This is a genomic window from Dyadobacter luteus, from assembly GCF_003383615.1.
Classification (GTDB): domain Bacteria; phylum Bacteroidota; class Bacteroidia; order Cytophagales; family Spirosomataceae; genus Dyadobacter; species Dyadobacter luteus.
In genome coordinates, this window is the sequence record NZ_QNUL01000008.1 from 111,985 (window position 1) to 135,329 (window position 23,345).

General features: G+C 43.4%; 20 protein-coding genes. 8 read left to right on the forward strand and 12 right to left on the reverse strand.

Annotated features, from left to right (window positions below):
• Positions 1 to 233: 233 nt before the first annotated feature.
• Positions 234 to 2,306 (forward strand): methionine--tRNA ligase, encoded by a 2,073-nt coding sequence (gene metG / locus DSL64_RS12640; protein ID WP_115831262.1) that lies wholly within the window; start codon positions 234 to 236, stop codon positions 2,304 to 2,306.
• A 57-nt stretch (positions 2,307 to 2,363) separates the two neighbouring features.
• Here metG and DSL64_RS12645 read toward each other — a convergent pair whose 3' ends face one another.
• The 3 genes from DSL64_RS12645 to DSL64_RS12655 all read right to left on the reverse strand — a co-directional run bounded on the left by DSL64_RS12645 (position 2,364) and on the right by DSL64_RS12655 (position 3,875).
• Positions 2,364 to 2,699 carry a hypothetical protein gene (locus tag DSL64_RS12645; RefSeq protein ID WP_115831350.1) on the reverse strand — a complete coding sequence of 112 codons (336 nt, stop codon included), beginning with the start codon at positions 2,697 to 2,699 and terminating at the stop codon, positions 2,364 to 2,366.
• A gap of 231 nt (positions 2,700 to 2,930) precedes the next feature.
• Positions 2,931 to 3,353, reverse strand: a complete 423-nt coding sequence (locus tag DSL64_RS12650; RefSeq protein ID WP_115831263.1) for an Hsp20/alpha crystallin family protein — start codon at positions 3,351 to 3,353, stop codon at positions 2,931 to 2,933.
• A gap of 246 nt (positions 3,354 to 3,599) precedes the next feature.
• Positions 3,600 to 3,875, reverse strand: a complete 276-nt coding sequence (locus DSL64_RS12655) for an Rdx family protein (RefSeq protein WP_115831264.1) — start codon at positions 3,873 to 3,875, stop codon at positions 3,600 to 3,602.
• Positions 3,876 to 4,191: 316 nt separating this feature from the next.
• Between DSL64_RS12655 and DSL64_RS12660 the strand changes: the two genes are divergently transcribed.
• The 5 genes from DSL64_RS12660 (at position 4,192) to DSL64_RS12680 (ending at position 7,648) form a co-directional block, all read left to right on the forward strand.
• On the forward strand, positions 4,192 to 4,614 hold the full coding sequence (locus DSL64_RS12660; RefSeq protein WP_115831265.1) for a hypothetical protein: 423 nt from the start codon (positions 4,192 to 4,194) through the stop codon (positions 4,612 to 4,614).
• 55 nt (positions 4,615 to 4,669) lie between these two features.
• Positions 4,670 to 5,368, forward strand: a complete 699-nt coding sequence (locus DSL64_RS12665) for a hypothetical protein (protein WP_115831266.1) — start codon at positions 4,670 to 4,672, stop codon at positions 5,366 to 5,368.
• Positions 5,355 to 6,218, forward strand: a complete 864-nt coding sequence (locus tag DSL64_RS12670; RefSeq protein WP_115831267.1) for a sensor histidine kinase — start codon at positions 5,355 to 5,357, stop codon at positions 6,216 to 6,218. The genes DSL64_RS12665 and DSL64_RS12670 overlap by 14 nt, the downstream gene beginning before the upstream one ends.
• A gap of 13 nt (positions 6,219 to 6,231) precedes the next feature.
• Positions 6,232 to 6,888, forward strand: a complete 657-nt coding sequence (locus DSL64_RS12675) for a response regulator transcription factor (RefSeq protein ID WP_115831268.1) — start codon at positions 6,232 to 6,234, stop codon at positions 6,886 to 6,888.
• Positions 6,889 to 6,967: 79 nt separating this feature from the next.
• Positions 6,968 to 7,648 carry a type 1 glutamine amidotransferase domain-containing protein gene (locus DSL64_RS12680; RefSeq protein WP_115831269.1) on the forward strand — a complete coding sequence of 227 codons (681 nt, stop codon included), beginning with the start codon at positions 6,968 to 6,970 and terminating at the stop codon, positions 7,646 to 7,648.
• Between the two features lie 62 nt (positions 7,649 to 7,710).
• On the opposite strand, the gene rfbC is transcribed toward DSL64_RS12680, so the two are convergent.
• Complete coding sequence (gene rfbC, locus DSL64_RS12685; RefSeq protein WP_115831270.1) at positions 7,711 to 8,256, reverse strand: dTDP-4-dehydrorhamnose 3,5-epimerase; 546 nt, start codon at positions 8,254 to 8,256, stop codon at positions 7,711 to 7,713.
• A gap of 107 nt (positions 8,257 to 8,363) precedes the next feature.
• Here rfbC and pyrF point away from each other — a divergent pair, with 107 nt between their 5' ends.
• Complete coding sequence (gene pyrF, locus DSL64_RS12690; protein WP_115831271.1) at positions 8,364 to 9,194, forward strand: orotidine-5'-phosphate decarboxylase; 831 nt, start codon at positions 8,364 to 8,366, stop codon at positions 9,192 to 9,194.
• 30 nt (positions 9,195 to 9,224) lie between these two features.
• Positions 9,225 to 10,454 (forward strand): diaminopimelate decarboxylase, encoded by a 1,230-nt coding sequence (gene lysA / locus DSL64_RS12695; RefSeq protein WP_115831272.1) that lies wholly within the window; start codon positions 9,225 to 9,227, stop codon positions 10,452 to 10,454.
• A gap of 81 nt (positions 10,455 to 10,535) precedes the next feature.
• Here the strand turns inward: lysA and DSL64_RS12700 are convergent, their stop codons facing one another.
• From DSL64_RS12700 to DSL64_RS12735, 8 genes are all read right to left on the reverse strand, one after another.
• Positions 10,536 to 11,684, reverse strand: a complete 1,149-nt coding sequence (locus tag DSL64_RS12700) for a cellulase family glycosylhydrolase (RefSeq protein ID WP_115831273.1) — start codon at positions 11,682 to 11,684, stop codon at positions 10,536 to 10,538.
• Between the two features lie 76 nt (positions 11,685 to 11,760).
• A complete protein-coding gene (locus DSL64_RS12705) occupies positions 11,761 to 13,836 on the reverse strand; it encodes a CehA/McbA family metallohydrolase domain-containing protein (RefSeq protein ID WP_115831274.1) in 2,076 nt (691 codons plus the stop codon).
• Positions 13,837 to 13,912: 76 nt separating this feature from the next.
• Complete coding sequence (locus DSL64_RS12710) at positions 13,913 to 14,764, reverse strand: sugar phosphate isomerase/epimerase family protein (protein ID WP_115831275.1); 852 nt, start codon at positions 14,762 to 14,764, stop codon at positions 13,913 to 13,915.
• 90 nt (positions 14,765 to 14,854) lie between these two features.
• Complete coding sequence (locus DSL64_RS12715) at positions 14,855 to 15,973, reverse strand: Gfo/Idh/MocA family protein (RefSeq protein ID WP_115831276.1); 1,119 nt, start codon at positions 15,971 to 15,973, stop codon at positions 14,855 to 14,857.
• A gap of 207 nt (positions 15,974 to 16,180) precedes the next feature.
• Positions 16,181 to 16,909: a ThuA domain-containing protein gene (locus tag DSL64_RS12720; protein WP_115831277.1), complete on the reverse strand. Its 729-nt coding sequence runs from the start codon at positions 16,907 to 16,909 to the stop codon at positions 16,181 to 16,183.
• A gap of 56 nt (positions 16,910 to 16,965) precedes the next feature.
• Positions 16,966 to 20,508 carry a PVC-type heme-binding CxxCH protein gene (locus DSL64_RS12725; RefSeq protein ID WP_115831278.1) on the reverse strand — a complete coding sequence of 1,181 codons (3,543 nt, stop codon included), beginning with the start codon at positions 20,506 to 20,508 and terminating at the stop codon, positions 16,966 to 16,968.
• Between the two features lie 204 nt (positions 20,509 to 20,712).
• The gene (locus tag DSL64_RS12730; RefSeq protein WP_199539386.1) at positions 20,713 to 21,414 is read right to left on the reverse strand and encodes a DUF3823 domain-containing protein; all 702 of its coding nucleotides are present in this window, start codon (positions 21,412 to 21,414) and stop codon (positions 20,713 to 20,715) included.
• A 26-nt stretch (positions 21,415 to 21,440) separates the two neighbouring features.
• Positions 21,441 to 23,342, reverse strand: a complete 1,902-nt coding sequence (locus DSL64_RS12735) for a RagB/SusD family nutrient uptake outer membrane protein (RefSeq protein WP_115831280.1) — start codon at positions 23,340 to 23,342, stop codon at positions 21,441 to 21,443.
• Positions 23,343 to 23,345: the final 3 nt, after the last annotated feature.

Here is a 23,345-nt window from a genome sequence, read left to right on the forward strand (position 1 = left end):
TGTATAGTTTGTTTTAATTAATGTCAAATATACTTTACATAAAATCAAATATAAATTACTTTTAGTAAAACAGATCTTCCATTTAGTTTCCTACTGACGGTCTTGTCAGGTTTGATTCGACATGCCACACGCTCTTCTTATAAGGTTTACTGTTAAAGTTGCCTCCTTCTTCTTCATATCTCTAATCACGATTTTGCTAACTTTGCTCTATTATTAAATACAGAATAAAGTAAATGGCCATTACAGACCCCAAAAGATATACCGTTACCGCTGCATTGATTTACGCCAATGGACCCATTCACATTGGTCACCTTGCAGGTTGTTATGTACCCGCTGACATTTATGTGCGTTACCTTCGCTCGAAAGGAAAAGACGTGGCGTTCATCAGCGGAACAGATGAACATGGTGTACCTATTACCATACGTGCGAAGAAGGAAGGACTTACACCTCAGCAGGTTGTGGATAAGTATTATGCTCAGATTGACGATTCGTTCAAGCAGCTGGGTATTTCTTTTGATGTATACTCCCGCACCAGTAAGCAGATTCACCACGAGACTTCTCAGGAAATTTTCAAGGATCTGTACGATAAAGGTGTGTTTATTGAAGAAACAACAGAGCAGTATTACGATGAAACGGCGCAGCAATTTCTGGCCGACCGCTACATCGTAGGAACTTGCCCGGTTTGTGCCAATACCAATGCGTATGGAGACCAGTGTGAGCGTTGCGGTTCATCGCTAAGCCCTACGGAACTTATTGAGCCGCATTCGATGCTTTCGGGCTCCAAGCCGGTCATGAAACCTACAACCAACTGGTTTTTACCTCTTGATAAACTTCAGCCGCAAGTTGAAGACTTTGTAAACAGCCATCCCGAATGGAAAACCAATGTACTGGGTCAATGCCAGTCCTGGCTGAAAGAAGGCTTGAAACCTCGTGCAATGACACGCGACCTGGACTGGGGAATTCCGGTGCCTGTTCCCGGAACAGACGGAAAAGTGCTTTACGTATGGTTTGAGGCTCCTATCGGATATATCTCTGCAACGAAGGATTGGCTGATACAGAAAAACGGAACAGACGAGGGGTGGAAAAAATGGTGGGAGAAAAGTGACGACAGCAATGACCAAACCAAACTGGTGCATTTCATTGGAAAAGATAACATCGTTTTCCACTGCATCATTTTCCCGGCTACGATTATCGCTGAGGGGAATCTGGTATTGCCGGATAATGTACCTGCAAACGAATTTATGAATCTGGAAGGGGATAAAATCTCTACTTCACGTAACTGGGCTGTGTGGCTGCACGAATACCTGGAAGAACTTCCCGGCAAACAGGATGTACTCCGTTACGTATTGACAGCAAGCGCTCCCGAAACCAAGGATAGTGAGTTTACCTGGAAAGATTTCCAAACCCGTAACAACAGCGAGCTCGTAGGTATTTATGGTAACTTTATCAACCGTGCTATTGTACTTACCCAAAAATTCTGCGACAGTAAAGTACCTGCACAAGGTGAACTGACAGAGGCAGACCAGGCAACGCTGGCAGAATTGGCCGCATTCCCGAACAGAATAGGTGAAGCTATTGAGAACTACCGTTTCCGTGAGGCTTTAAGCCTGATCATGGACCTTGCCCGTCTCGGAAATAAATACCTGGCAGACACACAGCCATGGCATGTGATCAAAACAGATCCTGCACGCGTGAATACGATCATGAATATTGCTCTGCAGATTTCTGCATCTCTTAGCGTTGTATCTGAGCCGATTATACCCTTTACTGCCGAAAAAATCCGTAAACAGCTTGGTATTGAAAATGCGAACTGGGAAAATGCAGGAAAAGCCGACTTACTGAAAGAGGGGCAACCAGTCAGTGAAGCCGGACTCTTGTTTGAGAAGATCGAAGACCATGTGATTGAAAAGCAGGTTCAGAAACTTCTGGATGCAAAACGTACTAATGAACTGGAAGGAAAAGTAGTAAGTCCGGTGAAGGCTGAAATACAGTATGATGATTTTGCAAAAATGGATATTCGTGTAGCTACGATAACAGAGGCTGAAAGTGTCCCTAAAAGCAAAAAATTATTGAAGCTGAAAGTGGACATCGGAAGCGAACAGCGCATTGTACTGAGCGGTATATCTGAACACTTCAAACCGGAAGAAATTATCGGCAAAAAAGTACTTTATCTGGCTAATCTTGCTCCACGCAAGATGATGGGTATGGAAAGCCACGGAATGATCCTGATGGCTGAAGATCGCGACGGAAGTCTGGCTTTCGTTCAACCCGGAAAAGAAGTATGGAATGGAGGAACGGTGAATTAACCGTTATACGGATAAATCAAAGACCTGTTTCTTTCCGAAGCAGGTCTTTTTTTGATACTATTGAAATTCGCTTTCTACCTTTTTAAACAAGCTATTCAGTTTATCTGCCAGATTCTGGCACTCGTTCAGAGACAGGCTGTCAATTGAATTCAGAGCTGCGTTGGAGATCACATTACCTTCCTCATCAACGCGAGCGCCCTTTTGCTTTGTCAAAGACAATATCCCTTCCCATTCGGGTATGAGAGAATCTGAGAAATAACGTGGTTCGATGATGTTGAAGTAAGCTGACTGCGCTTTGAGTTTTTCTTTGAGTTTTTCTGAGGAGGTGGATTGCTTTAATTCTTCTACTAACTTGGAGAGTTCAATATATGCGAATATGTTCGACTTTTTCATAATTGTTGAGCTGGAGGTATAAGCTTGCTTTTGCTCCACTAAATTACAAATTGAAAAGCCATTTTTCAGCAAATTTTAAAGCTTTGCAATATTTTAACACAAAGTATTGGAAGGGTATAATTTATTATAATAAAAATAGCATAACAACCACCTGAAATCGCCCTTTACAATACCTGAGGGCACAAAAAAACCTGCAATTTTAAGTTTTGCAGGCTCCTTTTTCGGGGTTGATTACCACCGGTCTATGTCTACTTTTCTTCGGTAGTCACCCTGTTCATCTCCGTAGGGCAAATGCAGCACAAGATGTCTGTAACTATCGTCATATCTGGCTGAGATGTTTTCAACACTAACACCTTCCGGTATTACAAATGTGTTGATAAACCGAACAGTCCTCCACTGCTCGTCTGCGGGCAGCGATTTCTGAGAAAATATAGGTAGTAAATGAAATAATTTCAGGCTGGTAGAATTCTTTTTACCTCTGACAACTTCAAGCTGAAGATCATCCACTTCGATGCCAGGAATTTTGACAACAACCTCAAAACCATCCGACCCTCTTTCGAGCTGAATGGCTGGCTCACTCATTCCACCGTTTACTGTATTGATAAAATCTATGTTCATCAACATCTCCTGCGGTATTTTTAGTTTGCTTTCCATGACCATCGTATGTTTAGGTTAACAATTTTACCCTATAAACGATAAACAATGTGCCATAGATTTATTCTGATCAAATTTATTCACATATCAGCACCACCAAACAACAACCAAATAACTTATAATCAATACATTAAACACTAAACAAAGCACTTCTCAGGCTATCGATATAAAAAATCGCAACCTCTGACAAATGGGCAGTCCCATCCCATGCACAATGCCAATTTGTCTACAATGATGGTAAACACCTCAACGGTCGTTATGTCCCAAACCTCGGTCTGGAGCTATAATATCCCTCACTTTTTGTTTCAATTCCTTCGGTTCAGGAAAATGACCTTCTCTCTTTCTGTCCCAAATCAGAACACCGTCCAAATGAATCGTATAGCGTCCTGCTACCTCAGAAGGTACAAGAGTCACACCGTGCAGGTCATCACTAAATGTAGATAACAATTCCTGCGCCATCCAGGCTGACCGTAATAACCAGTTACATTTAGGGCAATATTCAATCGTGATTGCAGGCTTCATATATCAAAACAATTTTACTCAGAAACAGGAGTTTATTTTCCCCGGTTTATTTCACGGGAATCATCAGGAAAGATACTATATGAGAGCGACTTCATATCACTTAAATCAATTCACACCATGACTACCACTTAATAAGCAAAGTGTCACCCTGAATAAAATAAGCACTGAAATAAAAATCAAATATTTGATTATCAACAAGTTAATTTAATTTGCCGTTAAATCAATTTGTAGTTATATCCTTGGGTTTAAGATATCTTCCTTCTAATTTTAACCTGTTGTTAAATATTTCACTACCCATTTAATCTGCAATAACATTATGACTCAAGGGAAAGCCGTATTCACAGGTGACGAAGGAGAAATTATCCTTGCCGCCGATGCAAAAACAATTAAAGATGGCCATAAAGGGCGCAGAAAAGAAATTGAAGAAGGAGGCAAAGACAATTATGTGGAAGCTGAATTTTTTGGCTTAAATACTTTCAATAAACTTATTGCAAACTTTAAAGATGAATGCGTCGGATTCCGCGTTTACCATGGTAGCCGCCATGAAGATCACGCCGGTGAAGGTGTAAAGATCACCAAAGAAGGCTCGGCAAAACGAACCTCACGGGTGGTTATAGTTCCTGTCGATAAATACGGAAACGACTTGAGATCGCCGAGAGGTCTTAAAGATGATTCAGGATCAGCTGTGGCCAATGGTCCTCTATGCCCGAACAAATGCGCACCTCCAACGAACGACTAGTTACGGTTTTAGAGAAACCCTGGCTTGACTTTTACTAAAGGAACCAACAAACTAAATGATTGACAAATACTTATACTACTTCAACTACGATATACTTGCCGGGACTTCAGTGGTAATAACATTATTACCACTGATTTTAATCATCTACCGAAAGGCATACATTGACCCATCCTTCCGGTTGCTTTTATTTTTTCTGATTTCGAAGTTAATCATTGATCTTGCCATGTTTCATTTGGCAGCCACGAGAGCGAATAACCTGGCATTATTCAATGCAACAATCGTGATCCGGTATGTTTTGTTGAGTGGGATGTTTTACTCTAAGTTCGAACGCGAGGCGATACGTCGTTTTATACTACCGGTTTCAGTAATTTTCAGTATTTTCACACTCTGGGATATCTGGCAATGCAACGAAAATCTAAGCAACTTGCATCTTCACCGACTGGTACAATATTCGGCTACGGCAGAGTCAATCCTGATGATTTTATTAGTTCTTCTGTACTTTTATGAATTAATCAGATCTCTGAAAATACCTAACCTGCTGACTTTTCCATTTTTTTGGGTTTGTGCAGGCTTATTACTTTATTACTCGAGTATGGTGTTCGTAGCTCCGGCCCTGCACTATGCTGCTCAATGGGACTCTATCATGAAAATTGGATTACTGGATCGCATACCTTACATTTTCGACATAGTGAGTGTACTGCTGTTTAGCATGGGAATTTTAGTATTTTCAGCACGTCATTATGCAAGAAACTGAACAAATGATATGGACCTTATTCGTAGGGACATTTGCCATGCTCATGATGGCCTTCTTTGTTATATCATTTGTCCTCTATTATCAGAAACGCCGCTTTGCCGAAGAAAAAAAGCTAAATGAGATAGAGAAAAATTACAGCAGGCTCCTGCTTGATACCGCGCTCAATTCCGAAGAAACAGAACGCAGAAGAATCGCTCAGGATCTTCATGATGACATCGGGACCATGCTTTCTCTGACAAAACTGAGTCTCAACCAACTTTCCAAGGTGATCGGTGAGAATAGTGAGAAAGAGGAACAGATTATGAAGAAAACGCAATCTCTCGTGGAAGAAACCATTCTTCATGTGAGGCGTATCACACGCGATCTCGTCCCCACAACGCTGGAAAGGTTCGGGCTGGCGGAGGCTATAGATGAATTTATTCATAAACTGGAGCAGGTAAATACCCTCTCAATAACACTCAATGCCGGTACCGAAGAACTTCCCCGCCAGGGACAAAAAATAGAGCTGACTATTTATCGTATTATGCAGGAACTGGTCAACAATGCTATTAAGCATGCAAATTGTTCCGAAATTGACATAAGCCTGGAAATGAATGACAAGTTTATAGGTCTACGTGTCACGGATAATGGAATCGGATTTGATCCGGAAGCTATCAAAGATGGACATTTGGCTGGTTTAGGACTGTTGGGAATCGAAAGCCGGCTTGCTATCGTAAATGGTACCGTACAGTACAGTAAAAATGGAAACGGCGGTTCGTGCGCGTTAGCTCTGGTGCCGATTATAAGCGAGATCCCGGAAAATAAACCCGGACCGCTGCATCCCTTTCGTCGTGAAAAAGTGATTATCTAAACCAACCAAGCCAATGTTAAAATTAGCTATCGCCGACGACCACGAACTTTTCCGGAAGGGATTTATATCCATGCTTAGTGGTATACCCGACTTTGAGTTCATGCTGGAGGCAGCCAACGGACAGGAGCTTCTGGACAAAATGGCTGCTAACACTCCCGATATCGTTTTCATGGATCTCCAAATGCCTGTTATGGACGGAATCCAGGCTACAGAAGCTACTTTTGAACGCTATCCAAATGTCAAGATCATTGTGGTATCTATGTACAATGAAGATCGGTTTGTGATCCATATGCTTGAAAAAGGCGTACAGGGCTACCTGCTGAAAGACACCAGTCCCGATGAAGTTGAAAAAGCCATACGACGTGTAGCTGATGAGGGTTTTTATTACAACGACTTTGTATCAAAGGCAATGCATCGAAAAATGGTAAACCGTCAACCCAATAAACATCCCTTTTTTCCGAATGCTGCCAATGTAGCATTATCCGCACGGGAAAAAGAAGTGTTGCAACTGATTTGTGATGGCTTGTCCACAACCGAGATCAGCGAGAAGCTTTTTATCAGTGTGCGCACCGTAGAAGGACACCGCCTGCGTGTACTTGAGAAAACGGGCACCAAAACCACCGCTGCAGCTGTTGCCTTCGCTTATAAAAATCAGCTACTCTCGGTCTGAAGTAAGTTCAGTTTCTGCTGACTGGAATTTGCACTGATTTTATGGTATCTTTCATGCCATATCATCCTGCACAAATATCATGAAAGTACTCATCGTTTGTACCAACCACGATACCTATCCTTCAAAATCCGGTAAAACCGGCTCATGGCTGAGTGAACTGACGCATTTTTATGATGTCATGATTAGACGTCGGGTTCTTATTGATATCGTGAGCCCACAGGGAGGACACATCCCGATTGACGAACGTAGCCTGGACCTGAAAGATGAAGTGAATCAGCAATATTGGGACGATGAGACATTTCAGCAAAAAATCACGAACTCTCTTGCCCCTGAACAGGTTCATGCAGAAGATTACCGACTTATCTATTTTTCGGGAGGCCACGGAGCTATGTGGGATCTCACGTCCAATCCGGCATTAGAAAAAATGGCCCGCACCATTTATGAGAATAATGGCATTGTAAGCGCTGTTAGTTATGGAGTTTGTGGTTTGTTAAATATCAAATTGTCTGATGGATCGTTACTGATCAATGACAAATACCTCACAGGTCTTTCCAATGTGGAAGAAACGCTCCAGGCTTTTGTGAGTGAAGTACCTTTTTCCCTGGAAGACAAACTAAAAGAAAACGGAGCGCACTACACCAAATCGATGATCCCTTTTATGGAATTTATAGAGCTGGACGAACGCCTCATTACTGGACAGAATCCTCACTCAGCACGAAAAATCGCTTCAAAAGCTTTGGAAGAATTATTTGAAAAGTAAAACGGGAGGTTCAACAGCTATCACTATCAAACCTCCCGTTCCCAATCAACTTTGTTGATTGTTTATTTCCTGATCTCTCCGAAAAGTTCTTTTAAAGTAGGAAGAATCACATCTTTTTCCGACACGATAGGATCCGCCACGCCCCAGTATATACCCAGTTCAGGATCATTCCAAAGTAGGCCTGATTCTGATTCTTTGTTATATACATTGGTACATTTGTAGCTAAAAACCGAATCTTCCAACGCCACAAAACCGTGTGCAAACCCTTCTGGTATATAAGCCATATTGTTGGTATCACTTCTCAATTCAAACACTTCGTGCTTGCCGAACGTAGGTGATTCCGGGCGGATATCCACAGCAATATCCAATACACGGCCCGATATAACTCTGACTAATTTACCTTGTGCAAACGGAGCATTTTGAAAATGCAGCCCGCGTACAACCCCTTTTACAGAGAATGACTGATTATCCTGAACGAAGTTGGTAGGTAAGCCAAGCTCTTTGAATACTCCCTCATTATAGGATTCAAAGAAAAAGCCACGATCATCTCTGAAAACGCGTGGTGTTAATTCTACTAAACCCTTGATGGATGTTTCTCTGATCTGCATAGGTGTTGTGAATTGCTGATTGTTATGATGTTAATTACTGATATCTGTCTGCAAATTTATGAATCTATTGTCATTGGTTGTAATTTCGGCGCAACATTTCGAAAATCATGACGTATAAGAATCTTTTTGATCATATTTCCTCGAAGAAATCTTACCTCTGTGTTGGTCTGGATACTGACATACGTAAAATCCCTTCACACCTTCTGAGCGAACCGGATCCGGTATTTGCATTCAACAAGCAGATTATTGATGCCACGGTAGACTATTGCGTTTCGTACAAGCCCAACATTGCTTTTTACGAGGCCATGGGTGGAAAAGGATGGGAAAGTCTTCAGAAAACGATGGAATATATTCCGGATTCTCATTTCACTATTGCGGATGCCAAACGCGGAGATATAGGTAATACCTCAGGTTTGTATGCAAGAACATTTTTCGATCCGTCGTCATCAGGCCTCAACTTCGATGCCGTTACAGTTGCTCCTTATATGGGAAGTGACTCCGTACTGCCGTTTCTTGAGTTTGAAAATAAATGGGTGATCCTGCTGGCTCTCACTTCCAATTCAGGCGGGGCGGATTTTCAGAGATTGGAAATAGACGGAAAACCTCTTTATGAACAAGTGCTTGCAAAATCTCAGGAATGGGCGGGTGCCGACCGTATGATGTACGTTGTAGGTGCTACTCAGGCCAGGGATATTGCTCATATCCGGACCATTATCCCGGATCATTTCTTACTTGTTCCCGGCGTAGGTGCGCAGGGAGGAAACCTCGAAGAAGTATCACGCTTTGGTATGAACAGTCATTGCGGATTACTGATCAACGCTTCCAGAAGTATTATCTACGCAAGCAACGGAACAGATTTCGCCCAAAAAGCACAAAATGAAGCAAAGAGTATTCAGCAGGAAATGGCTGTTTACCTCGACAAATATTGTGTGCAATAAAATATCTTTTAAAATTCTATAAGTGCATCCATGCAACTGTCTGACCAAAACCAGTACACCATACAAGGCATAGCTCCTGCCCAACTCGTTGAACAATTCGGAAGTCCATTATATGTTTATGACGGACAAACCATACGCCGTAAAGCTGCTGCCCTGCAGAAGGCTTTCTCTGGTGTAAATATGAAAATTAAATTTGCATGTAAATCCAATACCAACCTTGCCGTTCTTCGCCTGATGCGTGAAATCGGTGTGGAGCTGGATGTTGTTTCCCCGGGTGAGCTTGAAATGGGTAAGCTGGCAGGATACCAGGCAAATCAGATTACTTTTACCCCAAGCGGTGTCCCTTTTTATGAAGTAAAAGAAGCGGTAGAAGCGGGTGCGATCGTCAATGTCGACAGTTTACCCTTATTGGAATGGTTCGGACAAACATTCGGAAATACAAAACCCTGCCTGATCCGTATCAAACCTAATGTTGCGGCTGGGGGACATGCCAAAATTATGACGGCCCATGCTGATTCCAAGTTTGGCATTTCAGTGCTTCTACTGGATCAGATTCTGGAAATTGTTAAGAAATATGATATCAAAATCATCGGTTTGCATCAGCATACGGGTTCAGATATCAAAGACGCAGAGCCTTTCCTGAAAGTAGCCGATATACTTTTTGAAACTGCCAAACATTTCCCTGATCTTGAAATCGTGGATTTGGGCGGTGGCTTTAAGGTTTCCTATATGCCTGGCGATGCCATCACCGATATGGAATTACTCGGAAATAAAATCACTGCACGTTTCAAAAAATTCTGTTCTGAATATGGCCGTGAGTTGCAATTGTGGTTTGAGCCGGGCAAGTTCCTGGTGAGTGAATCGGGAAATCTGCTTGTGACAACTACCGTTGTGAAAGAAGATCCGGCACGCAACTTCGTGCATGTGGATTCAGGTTTGAATCACCTGATCCGCCCGATGATGTATGGTTCGTACCATCACATCCTGAATACTTCCAATCCAACCGGTGAAGAGAAACCTTATAACGTGGTAGGATATATTTGTGAGACAGATACGTTCGCCTCAGATCGTCACCTACCGGAAGTAAGACAGGGCGATATTCTTGCGTTTCTTAATGCAGGAGCCTACGGTTTTACAATGAGTTCGAATTACAACGCACGTTTCCGGCCAGCAGAAGTATTGGTAGACAACGGCGAAGCCCGTCTTGTTCGTCGCCGGGAGACCCTTGAAGATCTTTTACTAACGCAGCAGGGATTATAAAAAATTAGCCACGGATACACAGATTATCACAGATAAAAATTAGTGAACATTCGTGCATCCGTGGCTAAATACCTTCAAAAACTACTTCGCAGCCGTCAGACTTTTAATTAAATCTACTTCTGCCTGACGATACGGTGTTCCGTCTTTACGGAAGATATCGTGGAACCAGAGATCAGGCTCTTTGGTGTACGTTTTCTTCCAGCTGTCCCAAGGATAAATCGTCTGAGATTTACCGTCAACCAATCCCCAGTTAATCGCACCCACGTTGTATTTCTTAGCAATAGGAAGGAACCCTTCGAAGAAACTGCCGTTTCCACGTGACATATATTCTGTACAGATCAACGGACGATCGTACTGCTGCAATTGCTTGATACGCCTTTCGAAATCTTCAGGCTTGTCGTAGTTATGGAAACTCACCACGTCCGACTCTTCTATACTTGCTGTCTCAATAGGTTTTAAACTCTGAGGAGTAGCCCAGTCGCCAGCCCAAACCCCAGCCGTAAGTGGCTGCGACGGATTCGCTGCACGAGCCCAGGTAAACGCGTCTTTCATCAATGGCAATACGTAATCCACTTTGTCAGGAAGCTCTACTTTACCATACGAACTCGTATTCGGATTATCCGGCTCATTCCAGATATCCCATGCAAGTACACGGTCATCGTTAGCAAACTTCGCAACGGTACCATTTACATACCTTGCCAAACGTGGATATTGAGTACTATCTTTCAATGCTTCCAAACCGGGGCTTTGCACCCAACCTGAATTGTGAACGCCTGGCTTCGGATCGCGCTGTTTGCCCAGTTTAGGGAATGGATCCCAGCACGAATCGAACAATACCAGCATCGGTTTGATTTTGTGCTTATCTGCTATATCCAAAAATACATCCAGTCTTTTGAAGAAACCTGCCGAATCCTGCTCGTACAGCAAGTCGTGCAGATATACACGCATTGTATTCATACCAATGCCTGCTGCCCAACCCAACTCTCTGTTAATTGTTGCTGTATCAAAAGAGGCTTCCTGAAACATTTCAAGCTGGTTGATAGCAGTGCTTGGAAGGAAGTCGGCACCTACAAGCCATCCCTGCTTCCCGTACCATTCTTTGGCCTGCTCCTTTGTCCATATTTCACGACTGCTTGCAGTGGCTTCTTCTTTCTTTTCTTCTTTTTTCGCACAGTTCTGAAAGGTTAACCCAATCAGTAACGCGCCCATCGTTAGTTTTAATAATTTCATCGATTAAGGTTTAAAATAGTTAGTCTGATATTTCTCCTCTATAAGACACAGCCGTCTCAATTCTATCCAAAGATTGCTATTCGAGCCAAACGATTTGTGTAAAGGCGCCATTCGCTGCCACATCCCAAACTTCCAGTCTCAGCCATTTTCTGTTCTTCATACTTTTGGTAAAACTGAATGACTTCTGTCCGAAAGCCTGCGTATTGTTCAGGTTGATTACGTCATGAAAAACTTCATTTCCATCGCCCGAGATAATTTCTGCACGATTTAAAGGAAAAGTCCAGCTCGCATCCAGATGGATCGTAACATTCCCTGCTTTATCCACTTTTGTAGTTTCTCCTGATCCTACTCCATTTACTTTGAAAGATGGCAAAAGCACTTCTCCTGTCGAGACAAAGAATTTACCTTTTTCCATCACATCTAAAACCGGCTGCCATCCATCCTGAAAACGTGGAAGCTCATCCAGTTGCAGATAGTTAACATTCAGGTGACCATAAAGCTCGTAGTTTGGCTCAATACGGAACAGATCTGCTTCTGCAATCACATGCTTTTTCTGTCCCCAATTGGCCATATCGTCCATCAGATCAAGTACGCGTTTGCCCAATTTGGGTTGAGATAAGTCTGCCGGCATCGCTTTCCAGGCAGCACCCAGGAATCTGTCCGACTTGTAAAATGTTTCTTCTTTGTACTTGTCAGGATATCCGGTTGAACCTTTCGTACGTGCGTGTGCTGTCCATGCCAGACCTTTTTCGATTTCAAGCAGTTTGAGCATATCTTCCTTGTTTCCGATCCGGTATAGTTTTCCATATTCCGGATGGTTCTCTACAAACGGTTGGTCTTTCTCCCTGGACATGAGCCAGTACACCGGCTTAGGGAAAATATTCATCCAGTGTCCTCCAAAAAAATTATTGGGCTCCTCACCGGGCAGCAGAAGGAAATTCCCACCCGATAGCCGCTCGCATTCACTAAACATAGTTTTCAGTTCAGGCCATCTTTTAGCTTCCGGTCCGCGTGGACTACCCGGCCCGTGAAACTCTCCGAGATGAACTATGTTGACTCCCGTATTACGAAATGCTTTTACGAAACCAGGCATTTCCGCCATTGGTTTTCTAGTCAAAACATCATCTGAATGTTCCTGATGAAAATGGCTCGACATCGTGTAATAACCTGGCAACGGCGCATAGGTATCATTATGCGTAAATGCTTTCACTTTCTCCAACACCTTGCCGTCCTTTTCTCCGCTCAACAGACAAAAGAAGTTGTACCGCTGCTCTGTACCCGGAGGTGCATTGAACCAGGGAACCCAGCGCCTGTCGCCGAGCAAATCGTGCCGGATACCAATTCCGAATCCGGTAATAAGTGTGCGGTAATTTTCTCCATACCAAACATGTTCCAGGTTGTAGCAATTGTCGAGAGGATAGAAATACTGGTGTGGAGCCGGAAATAGCGCCAGGCTACCCTGTTCACCTTCTCCTATAATGGTGCGGTATTTTACGGCCATCATTTCAACCGTATCCGTTTTTACAGCATTTGTACTCCTGATAAAATTCTCAGTATCCGACCAGAAAATTTTTTTCCATGGTACATCCTTTCCTACCATTGCCGCATCATAAATAACAGCCAGTGAATCTACTTTGGTATTCATCACTGCAGCTACATTCATCAGGGGACTTCCATTATACAGCGTGACATGATAGGCTCCGGAAAAAGGCCCCGCCGTAGCACCTGAAACTATAATTTCTGTTTGAGCGCCTGATGTGATCACCTTTACACCAGATTTCACTAATTTCACGGGATAACTTGTGTATTTCTGATAGGCTGTTTTATCGAAGAAGATATTCCATCCATTTTGAGATACGAGATCGCGCTTACCTATTGTGAGAATAACCGCCGGATCCAGCTGTTTTGCAATGGTTTTATATTTCCCCTCCATGCCGATCTGTAGTGCCTGAAACAGGGATTCTGCTTCACGGAGATCCAATATGATTCTCCCGGTTTCTGAGTTTCCGGCAGGCCATTCAATATTCAGTGCATTTCCTTTTTGTGAAACCTGTACACCCGACTTTTTGTCAAAGCCTTTGGTGTCAACGGGGATTTGCGCCATGCTGTCGTATACCCCGAAGAATAAAACCAAAAAGATTAGAATTCGCATAGATGGTGTGGTTGTGGTTCGCCCCCATGCGGCTCACCAGATAAAACATTTTACCTGAGTTTTGTAGCAGAATGTACTATTGCCCAAAGGCCTGCTTGTAAAAAGCAAGTCCTTCACTTGCGAGTTCGTCGGCACTGTTAGCTAGTGGTCGCCATATACATGCTGCTCTTGCGAGTTCTTTAGAAGGCTGACCAAATGTTTCGATCACCACCGCTCCCTTGTAGCCGATTTCCTTCAAAGCTTTGCTGATTCCCTCCCATTCCAAATGTCCGGTGCCCGGAGTACCACGGTCACTTTCATTGCCCTGCACGTGGCAAAGCAAATCTTTCCCGATCTTACGTATCGAAGCAGGAATGTCTTTTTCTTCAATATTGGAATGGAAGGTATCCAGCACAATTTTGAGGTTCGGGCTTGCCACTTCATGTACGATAGAAAGTGCCTGATTAACTGTATTCACCATATCCGTTTCAAATCTGTTGAGTGGCTCCAAACCTACTACAACGCCATGATCAGCAGCGATTTCCCCTATCTCTATCAAGGTGTTTACACACCATTCTCTCTCCTGTTTTTTCTGCTCTTCCGAAACGAGACGTGTTTTACCTACTGCCGAGTAAACCGGTCCGCCAAAAATAGGACTGCCTACGTCCTGAGCAATTTTGATACAGTCAATGATGTATTGTTTTCCCAATTCCCTGTAAGCTGGCTCCGTACTAGAAATATCTCTTTCTGTACCAAATGCGCCACTTATTGTAATTTTTAAGTCGAGGTCGCGGGCAATATCCTTAATCAGTTTCCAGTCGATAATGCTGGTGTCTTCAACGGCTATTTCGATAATGTCGTAGGCCATGTTTTTTACCTTGGTCAATAAATCGACATTAGCACTTGAAAACGGGGATACCCAAATGAATGTGCTTGCTCCAAATAACATTTTTGATGTTTTTAAATTCGGAATATTGCCACGGGCAATGCCCGTGGCAGAGATATATGAGTCTTTCAGGCTGATAGCTAACAGATAAGATTACGCTTCAAAGCTTGGTATCTGTACACGAATACCGCCGTTCATAGCCGACTCGTGCGCGCAGATACCTGCGCATGTATAATTCGCGGCAAGAGCCGCATCCACAGCTGAATCTCTTCCTTCTATAATAGCAGCGACAAATTCCTGTACAAGGTGTGGGTGAGAACCTCCATGCCCTGCTCCCTGAAGGAAGGAAACGTGATTCGGGTCATCAATTTTTTCTCTTCTTGTAAAATGTTTGATCGGTTCAATCAGCAAATCATCTGTATCTGGAATAGAAATGCGTTTTGCATTTTCACCTCCATCAAAAATCACGTGATCTTCATCCTGAAGCTGTTCCCATTCGAACGACATTTTGGTTCCGTACACATCATAACTCTCACGATACTGACGTACCACATCAAACAAAGAACGTGTTGCTTCTGCCACTACGTTTGAGTCTTTCAAAGTGAATGTAGCGGTTTCAACTGCAAACGGAGATCCGTAACGGCTTGCCAGATCTTCCGAAAGACGTCCGGAACCATGGCAAACTACAGTTTCTGCAATCGTATTGTTAATTTTCAAAAGAGGAGAAATGGCGTGCGTTCCGTTCAACATTGGCGGATATCCTTTCCAGTACTCATCCCATCCGTCCATGCTCATATCCTGAATGTGAGAACCACGCACAAACTGAATATCACCCAATTGTCCGGTCTTAGCCAGATCAAGTCCATACAAAAACTCGCGTGTGTATAGTGCGGTTTCCATCATCATATATACTTTGTTCGCTCTGCGTTTTGCATCAACGATAGCGATACAATCTTCCTTGGTCATCGCCATTGGAATGGTACAGGCTGTATGTTTACCAGCATTAAGAGAAGCCAGGGTCATTTGAGCGTGTTGAGGAACAGGCGTTACAATGTGAATCGCATCCACATCATCTCTTTTTGGAACATCATCAAAATTCTCAAATACCAGATTCGGGTCCAGATTGAATTTCGCAGTCAGCTCATCACGGGTTTGTTTGTTGCGGGTACAAATACCCACTGCTTTGATATTCGGATGGCTTTGATAAATAGAGATGAATTCTTTCCCGAAACCCATACCTACGATAACGACTGTAATTTGCTTCTGACTCATGTTTTTTGTTTTTATTGGATAATAATATTTTTATCAATTTCGAATCCCGAACATGTTCCGCGGGCGATGCCCACGGCTCAGGGATTGCGCCCTTTCAGGGCTATTGGGATTTTGACTTCGACGGCGGAGCCGATCTTAACCGCAACGGCGGCCCGGTCTTAACCGCAGCGGCGGCCCGGTCTTAATTCTTAATTCTTAATTCTTAATTTACTTCCCAGCTGCCCATTTCACGGCATTTCTCAGCAGTGTTTTGTAAGGTTGAATGGTGTGCGATTCTGCATCATGCCCCAGCGCAATACCTACAATGCGTGCTTTTGGATATTTCACGATCGTAACACTTGGGAATACATCGTCTGATTCTTTTGCTTTTGCTGTCGCCAATACCTCAACCGGAGAGCCTGACGCATCCGTTTTGAGATAATACAACTCATCTTTCAAATTGAAAGTAGCCGGAACACCCTTCATAACAGGATGTTTTTTATTGGTTACCGTTACATCAAAAGGACCGTATTTATTATGTCCTTTTGAGCCGCCACCCACCAGTTTCTGGTTGTATTCAGGCCAGTCTTTCCAGTTGTACCAAAGCGCAGGATGTGCTAAAACAAGCCCTTTACCTGCATCAGCAAAGGCGAAAATAGCCTTACGCGTAGCCTCATCTTTGATGGGCTGATTATTAGCCAGATAAAGCACATCAATATTAGGCAAGTGCGACAGGATCGTGGAAGGATCGCTTGTATACTCAACGGTAGCAAACCCGCCTTCCTGTAATGTTGCTACATCTTCCTGTTTGTACCATCTGTCGAAATCGTGAGACTCACCTCCTCCGACGAGCAATACCCGTATCGCTTTCTTTTGTCCCGGACCGTCCGCTCTGGTTTCAGCAGCAACCGCTAACAGCGTCAAAAACAGACAAGCTTTTAAAATCAATCTGATCATTTAAAATAGAAGTTAAAGTAGTTAAGAATTTAAAAGAGTTAAGGGTCAGGTTTAGTCTATTTTGTTACACGCAATATTCCGTTCATACCTCTCCAGTGCCCCGGGAAGGTGCATACAAATGGATAGTCTCCCGGTGTTGAAGGAATTGTTATTTCCAAAGTAGCCGTTTCGCCTGTACTGACAAGTTTGGTCGAAAACAGAACCTCAGGGATCTTAGGAACGTACTGCTTTTCAGCTGCCTTCGGATCCGATAACATATCATCTGCTGCCTTACCTACCTTCTGCAATGAACCTGGTTTGATTATCAACAAATTGTGCTGCATACCATCAGGGTTTTCAAGATTGATTACCACCTTTTGGCCAGCTTTCACCTGAATCAGTTTTTTGTCATACTGCAATAACTCCGGCACCACCTGCAGATCAATCACCAACGCATTGCTGTTCGATGAACTTACAGGTTTAGTGGCATTTGCAGCAGCTGTTGAAGCACCTTTACTGTTCGGACGGCTCAATTCCAGAGATGCTTTCTGGAAGTTTCCTTCGAAACCGAAACGTCCTTCGTAGGTACCAATCTTATCATCACCTTCCACGTCTTCACCCGTTCTGAATGAATTGGACAGAGGCGTTGTAAATAACATATGCGCTTTTCCTTCTGCGGCAAGCTTACCATCAATGTAAATGGTGATTTTACCACCGGCTGCGAGATTGGCCACTACATCAAATTTCTCAGGAAGAGGTGTAGAAGTTGCAGCCTGGCTCACCATACCATGTTGTTTCACAGCCATGATCACTTTACCATCCTGGATATACAAACCATAACCTCCATCCTTTCCACCCTGTCCGGCGATGAATCCTTTTAAAGCGCGATCACGTGATTTAGTCACACTTGCTTTAATGGTGATTTCTTTTCCTGAAACATCAGGAGGGAACTGCATTGTATTTCTTCTTCCCAGTGCATACACTTCTTTATTCAGTGCTGCCACAATTTCCTCGCTGAATTTGGATTTCAAAGATTGTTTTTCGGCAGCTGCCAAAAAGCCCTTTTCATGCGTAACTGCTGCTGCGAACAACGCTTTTGAAAGCCATGCATCCTTGGCATTTTGCTCATCCAAAGATGCCTGATATACCGCTTCACCAATTTTTTCAGAGGCTGGCAGTTCAACCAGCGCTACGAAAGCAGCAAGACGTGTATTCAGGTCAGCATCTTTCATCAGCTTTTGAATACCTCCAAAACTCTGTTCCGTTTTAGGCAATACGGAAGCCGCTGCTTTTCTCACACCAGCTGCGGGATGGGTCAATGCTTTGTCTACAACTTGTAACGCTTCAGCATTCGAACCATCCAGTGCACCCAATCCATGTAAAGTCCACAAAGCATGTACAGCCGGACTGTTCAGACCGATTTCATCCACTTTCTGATCGCCGATGATTTTGTATAGTTCAGGTAAAACAGACAGTTTCTTAGATTCAACCAGCAAGCGTTGCGCAGTCATTCTCCAGAACATGTTATCGTTTTGAAGAGCGGTAATCAGTCCGGGCAAATCATCTTTTGACAGCTTCATAGCCGGAGCTTTCTTACCATTTTTATACACAATTCTGTATACACGGCCGTGGTCCAAATCCCTCATTGGGCTGCTGAACGCATTACCCGGACCATGTGGCTGATCTTTAAATGGCAAAATAAATTCAGAAGGAGACTGAGCAGGTACGAATACGTTATGCTGAATGATGAAGTTATACCAATCTGCAACCCATACAGCACCATCCGGTCCTACCTCGGCATGCACCGGACCAAACCATTCATCAGAACTAGCCATAAAATTCCATCCGTCTTTTTCCTTATATCCCGCTCCGTCGCGTTCGATGATTGCTTTATGAATCAAACGAATAGTAGGTTCTGTTACGAAAGCTGTCCTGTTCCAATATTCTTTCGGGTAGTTACGTGCGGTATAAAAATGATGTCCCGCTGCCGAGGTAAATCCACCTACCACATCCACCTGACGTAGATTAGGCGTCATGGAGTGTGCATCATAATGGCCGTCAATCTTGTGTACCGCCTGAATAGAAGGCTGATCCGGATCACCAACAGAACGTTGCAGATATTTGGCAGGCATAGAATAGTACGCGCTGTGCGTGTTGTTGGCAGTAGAAAGGAATACGTTGTTGTCTTCCGTCATACCTAATCCCCAGGTATTGTTGCTGCTGCTTCCCAGGTAGGCGAATTCTTTTCCGTCGGGCTTAAAATGATATACACCCTGTCCAAAGTTGTAAGGTTTACCCTCAATAGTACCTCTAAAGCCTGAATAGCCATTCACTCCCCAGATCTTATTATCAAATCCATATTGAAGATTTGATGGTCCCGCATGCGTATCGTTTTTCCCCCAGCCCGTCATGATCACTTCACGTACGTCAGCCACATCGTCTCCATTTGTATCCTTCATGAAAACAAAGTCCGGAGCCATAGACACGATAATTCCACCATTGGAAAATACCATACTGGTAGGAATATTCAATTTATCGGCAAACACAGTGAACTTGTCTGCTTTGCCATCGCCATCCGTATCTTCACAAATCTTGATTCTGTCGTTAGCCGCACCATCCGTTTCTTTAAATGTGTTAGGATAATCTACCGATTCCACTACCCAAAGTCTCCCTCTTTCGTCCCATGCCATCGCAATCGGATTGGTAATATCCGGTTCCGCCGCGAAAAGCTGAATATCAAAATCATTAGCAACTTGTGTCAGTTTGTTGGATTCTGCCGGACTCAATGCTTCCTGCATTTTCTGAACAACATGACGTTTGGTATACTGAGAAATGGTATCAGAATCATAAATATCAACATCAGGCAAATTGAGGGCTTTGATCTGATCCTGCACTTTATCGCCCATCGCCCATAGTACGCCATTTCTTACCAAATCAAGAAAACCTTTGTTAGTCCAGGTTTTGTCCTCGTGGCCATAAGCAGTATAAAATACCCGTCCTTTTCCCTGATTTCTTACCCAGGTGTAGGGCTCGTGGTGATCGCCTTCCACACGTTCGCCTAATACAATTTTATCAGGGTTCAGATTTTTATGAACATAGGTTTCATCCCATGTTTTGAAGTTGGTAATACCTTTCATTACAGGATGATCCGCTTTCAGAATCACATTTTCAAATGTATCTTCCTTGTGTGAAGCAAACTGCCCGCCGATTGTTTTGATATACCAGTCAGAATTTTTAAAACACCCTGCAGCCGAATGCAGAGGTATTAACCCTTTTCCTCCTTCCACAAATGCCTTCATCGCACTCTCCTGTGAAGCAGACAGTGTATCATGATTTGCATAAATGACCAGTACGTCATATTTGCTCAGATTTTCTGTGTTGATGTCTTTCAGATCGGTGGTATAGGTCATATTAATACCACTTTTAAAAAGCTTTATCGCGAGCCAGGGTGCATATTTCCCGGAATCGTGATGTTTACTATTATGACCCAGAAACAGGACTTCGGCTCTTCGCCCCTCCTGTTTGGAATTTCCGGTTTTTCCACCCGAATTACTCATCTGGTTGTGGGCACAGCCTAATGCGAGTAATCCTAAAAATAATACGGCGACGTACTTCCTCATTAAAACAGTCATTTAAATCAATTATATAGCTCTAAAAAATTCGATATTCTCGCTAAGCTGTTTTGAATCAGCTATCGCCTCACAAAGGCGATAGCTGTATACCCAATCTTAAAAGAAGCAGTCGCCCATTAAGATACTTGTTGCCAGAAGCAATAACTTCTTATTCGTAGGCATTGATGCCCACCGGGTTATCTTCCTGATATTCTAAAAATTAATTCGTTGTACCGGAGAAAAAATCATATCCTCAACTCCGGCAAGCTTAAGACCAACCCTGGCAAAAATGTAATTCTGCGTTGGCGATATAGCCGGGATTCCCACAGTCATTGTGATGCCCGTCATGCTTGTAATCTGAGCAGCGGTAAGCTGTGCACTCGCAATATTGTAGTCTCCTGCCGACACAAACTGCGTCTTGTTGATATACAAATTCGCACGCTCAATATTCTTCGCATTGACATCGGTAACTACTTTTTCCAGATTGAAAGTGCCGGTAACTTTGTTATCAGCTGCTGTAAATACTGCGTTACGGATCATATAGTAAGGCGTTATTTCCACATCAAGTGACTGACTGCCTGCCATCTTCACGGCGATTGAATCCTGGCTGCCATTTGCCGTTCTTTTCCATAGAAACGGACCCTGATTGGCTGGAACAGTCAGTTTATAATCACCATCAAAAAGAAGGGCCGAAAATTTACCATCCTGATCAAACGTGCTGTTTATCGCTCCTACCTTTCCAAATCCGAACTGAAAAAACTGAAACGGAACCTGATTCACTTCTACATTAATCGGCTCGCCTTTGTAAACCAGCCTTCCGCTGAACATCGATTGTGGCGGAGCGTAATTATCCTTTTTACATGATATGAATGATGCCGTCAGTAAAACAGCCATCATGATATATGATATCTTCATTTTCATAATATCTACTCTTAAAATGGTTAATCCTGATTAGGCTGTCTTACTATTTTTGGATTCCGGCTCCGGATATCATCGTTAATAAAGCTGTAGTAATTACCCAGTCTGAATCGGTTAGAACCGGTAACAAGATTGGATATAGCCACTTTATAAATCCATTTGTTGTGATTCGGCTGTCCCGGATTATAGATCTTGTATGGAAGCAATGAATAAGGCTGTGTGCTCTTCTTATTAGCCTTACCTATATTGGCCAACAATTCTGCTTCGGTCAAACGCTCTCCATCCCAAACCACATGTGCCAACCGCCAGCGTTTCATATCATTAAGCAAATGACCTTCAAATGCCAGCTCAACGCGACGCTCATGTACGATTCTGTCAAAAGTGATATCGGCGGCTTTCAATGGAGTAACAAGCCCGGCACGCGCTCTCACCTGGTTCATATATCCTGCCGCTTCTGCTACATTGCCTGTTTCAAAAGCTGCTTCAGCTGCATTCAGCAATACTTCGGCGTAGCGATAACGGATGTAGGGAAGTTCGCTTTGCGTACCTCTTGATCCTGATCCAATCGCCGGATCCAGATACTTGCGGATGTAAAAACCAGTCTGGGCTGTATGTTCTTTACCCACAATAGGTCCGTCGAAACCTACTACCTGAGCCGTAGTACCATCCGGCAAAGGGCGTTGCGAGCCACGGTCATCGCCCGACAAAATGTTTCCGTTTGGTAACTGATAGCCAGCCCATATATCCACAGGCCTCAGCTTAAAAGAACTTCCCGGCAAAATTACCGTACCTCCGAGTCTTGCATCTCTACCGGCAAACGCATCTATTTGTTTATCATAGTAAATCGGGTTACCCGAAGCATCTTTTACAGGAATCGGAGCAAAGGTGTTATCTATTTTTTCAAAAGCCTGCACCAGATTCAGAGAAGGATTAATACGCCCGCCTTCTTCTTCCTCAGCACCAAACCGTGGCTGATTGGCAATGGTAAAGTTGTGTACCTTCACAGTCTTCAACTGGAAATCCTCCACCCATATACTTTCAGGATTATTTCCCTTATCATAGAATATGCTGGCGAAATTTTCCTGCAGATCGTTCGGCTTTTTATTGTACAATGAATAAGCCCCGGCACTACCACTGATGATTTCCTTCGCCGCCGTGAGCGCTTTTGCATAATAACCGGCAGCCATGCTGGCAGGAATTCCTACTTCGTTACCAGGCAATGTAACCTGAGGTGTATTTGAACTACCATATTTGGCAATAGATGCTGCGTACAGGGCAGCTCTTGCTTCCATAGCCAGTGCAGCCGCTTTGGTAGCACGTCCTTTTTGGTTGGCATCTGTCGGCAAAAGACTCTTGATAGCTTCTGCTTCGCTGATCACAAAGTCATATACCTCATGTTCTTTTGCACGGGGAAACTGAAGGTATTCAGCACTTCCACTGTAATCGTAAACCAGCGTTTTCAGAATAAGCGGAACACCGCCCATTCTTTTTACCAGCTCGAAATAGTAGTTCGCTCTTAGAAATCTGGCTTCGGCAAGAAATCTGGTTTTGTCAGCCTCTGAAAGAACTGTTGCTTTTTCAGCTCTTTCCATGAAAAGATTAATGTCACGGATATAAGCGTAATCCCAGCTGTTCCATGAATCATAATTCCAGGATGTTCTTCTCAGAATAGCAACCTGATCTGCACCGTTGTCCGATACGAAGCTCTCACTGAAATCGGCCATGGTCATCCAGCTCTTTACCGTAGCAATATCAACCTGACGGTTGTATAAATTGGCAAGGATAGAAAATACCTGCGGACTACTTGAAAATACCTCGTCGGTAGTGAGGTCACTCAGAGGTTCTTTGTTTAAAAATTTATCGTCGTTACATCCTGCTGCACCAGCCAAAACCAGCAGCATGGTAAGTTGAAGTATCTTTTTCATTCT

Coding starts and splice junctions, on each gene's coding strand:
- DSL64_RS12700 (WP_115831273.1), bottom strand. CDS start 11,684: ATGAAATTATTAAAACTAACGATGGGCGCGTTACTGATTGGGTTAACC.
- DSL64_RS12730 (WP_199539386.1), bottom strand. CDS start 21,414: ATGAAGATATCATATATCATGATGGCTGTTTTACTGACGGCATCATTC.
- DSL64_RS12725 (WP_115831278.1), bottom strand. CDS start 20,508: ATGAGGAAGTACGTCGCCGTATTATTTTTAGGATTACTCGCATTAGGC.
- DSL64_RS12665 (WP_115831266.1), top strand. CDS start 4,670: ATGATTGACAAATACTTATACTACTTCAACTACGATATACTTGCCGGG.
- DSL64_RS12650 (WP_115831263.1), bottom strand. CDS start 3,353: ATGGAAAGCAAACTAAAAATACCGCAGGAGATGTTGATGAACATAGAT.
- DSL64_RS12715 (WP_115831276.1), bottom strand. CDS start 15,973: ATGAGTCAGAAGCAAATTACAGTCGTTATCGTAGGTATGGGTTTCGGG.
- DSL64_RS12645 (WP_115831350.1), bottom strand. CDS start 2,699: ATGAAAAAGTCGAACATATTCGCATATATTGAACTCTCCAAGTTAGTA.
- DSL64_RS12705 (WP_115831274.1), bottom strand. CDS start 13,836: ATGCGAATTCTAATCTTTTTGGTTTTATTCTTCGGGGTATACGACAGC.
- DSL64_RS12675 (WP_115831268.1), top strand. CDS start 6,232: ATGTTAAAATTAGCTATCGCCGACGACCACGAACTTTTCCGGAAGGGA.
- rfbC (WP_115831270.1), bottom strand. CDS start 8,256: ATGCAGATCAGAGAAACATCCATCAAGGGTTTAGTAGAATTAACACCA.
- DSL64_RS12710 (WP_115831275.1), bottom strand. CDS start 14,764: ATGTTATTTGGAGCAAGCACATTCATTTGGGTATCCCCGTTTTCAAGT.
- DSL64_RS12670 (WP_115831267.1), top strand. CDS start 5,355: ATGCAAGAAACTGAACAAATGATATGGACCTTATTCGTAGGGACATTT.
- lysA (WP_115831272.1), top strand. CDS start 9,225: ATGCAACTGTCTGACCAAAACCAGTACACCATACAAGGCATAGCTCCT.
- DSL64_RS12735 (WP_115831280.1), bottom strand. CDS start 23,342: ATGAAAAAGATACTTCAACTTACCATGCTGCTGGTTTTGGCTGGTGCA.
- DSL64_RS12720 (WP_115831277.1), bottom strand. CDS start 16,909: ATGATCAGATTGATTTTAAAAGCTTGTCTGTTTTTGACGCTGTTAGCG.
- DSL64_RS12655 (WP_115831264.1), bottom strand. CDS start 3,875: ATGAAGCCTGCAATCACGATTGAATATTGCCCTAAATGTAACTGGTTA.
- DSL64_RS12680 (WP_115831269.1), top strand. CDS start 6,968: ATGAAAGTACTCATCGTTTGTACCAACCACGATACCTATCCTTCAAAA.
- pyrF (WP_115831271.1), top strand. CDS start 8,364: ATGACGTATAAGAATCTTTTTGATCATATTTCCTCGAAGAAATCTTAC.
- DSL64_RS12660 (WP_115831265.1), top strand. CDS start 4,192: ATGACTCAAGGGAAAGCCGTATTCACAGGTGACGAAGGAGAAATTATC.
- metG (WP_115831262.1), top strand. CDS start 234: ATGGCCATTACAGACCCCAAAAGATATACCGTTACCGCTGCATTGATT.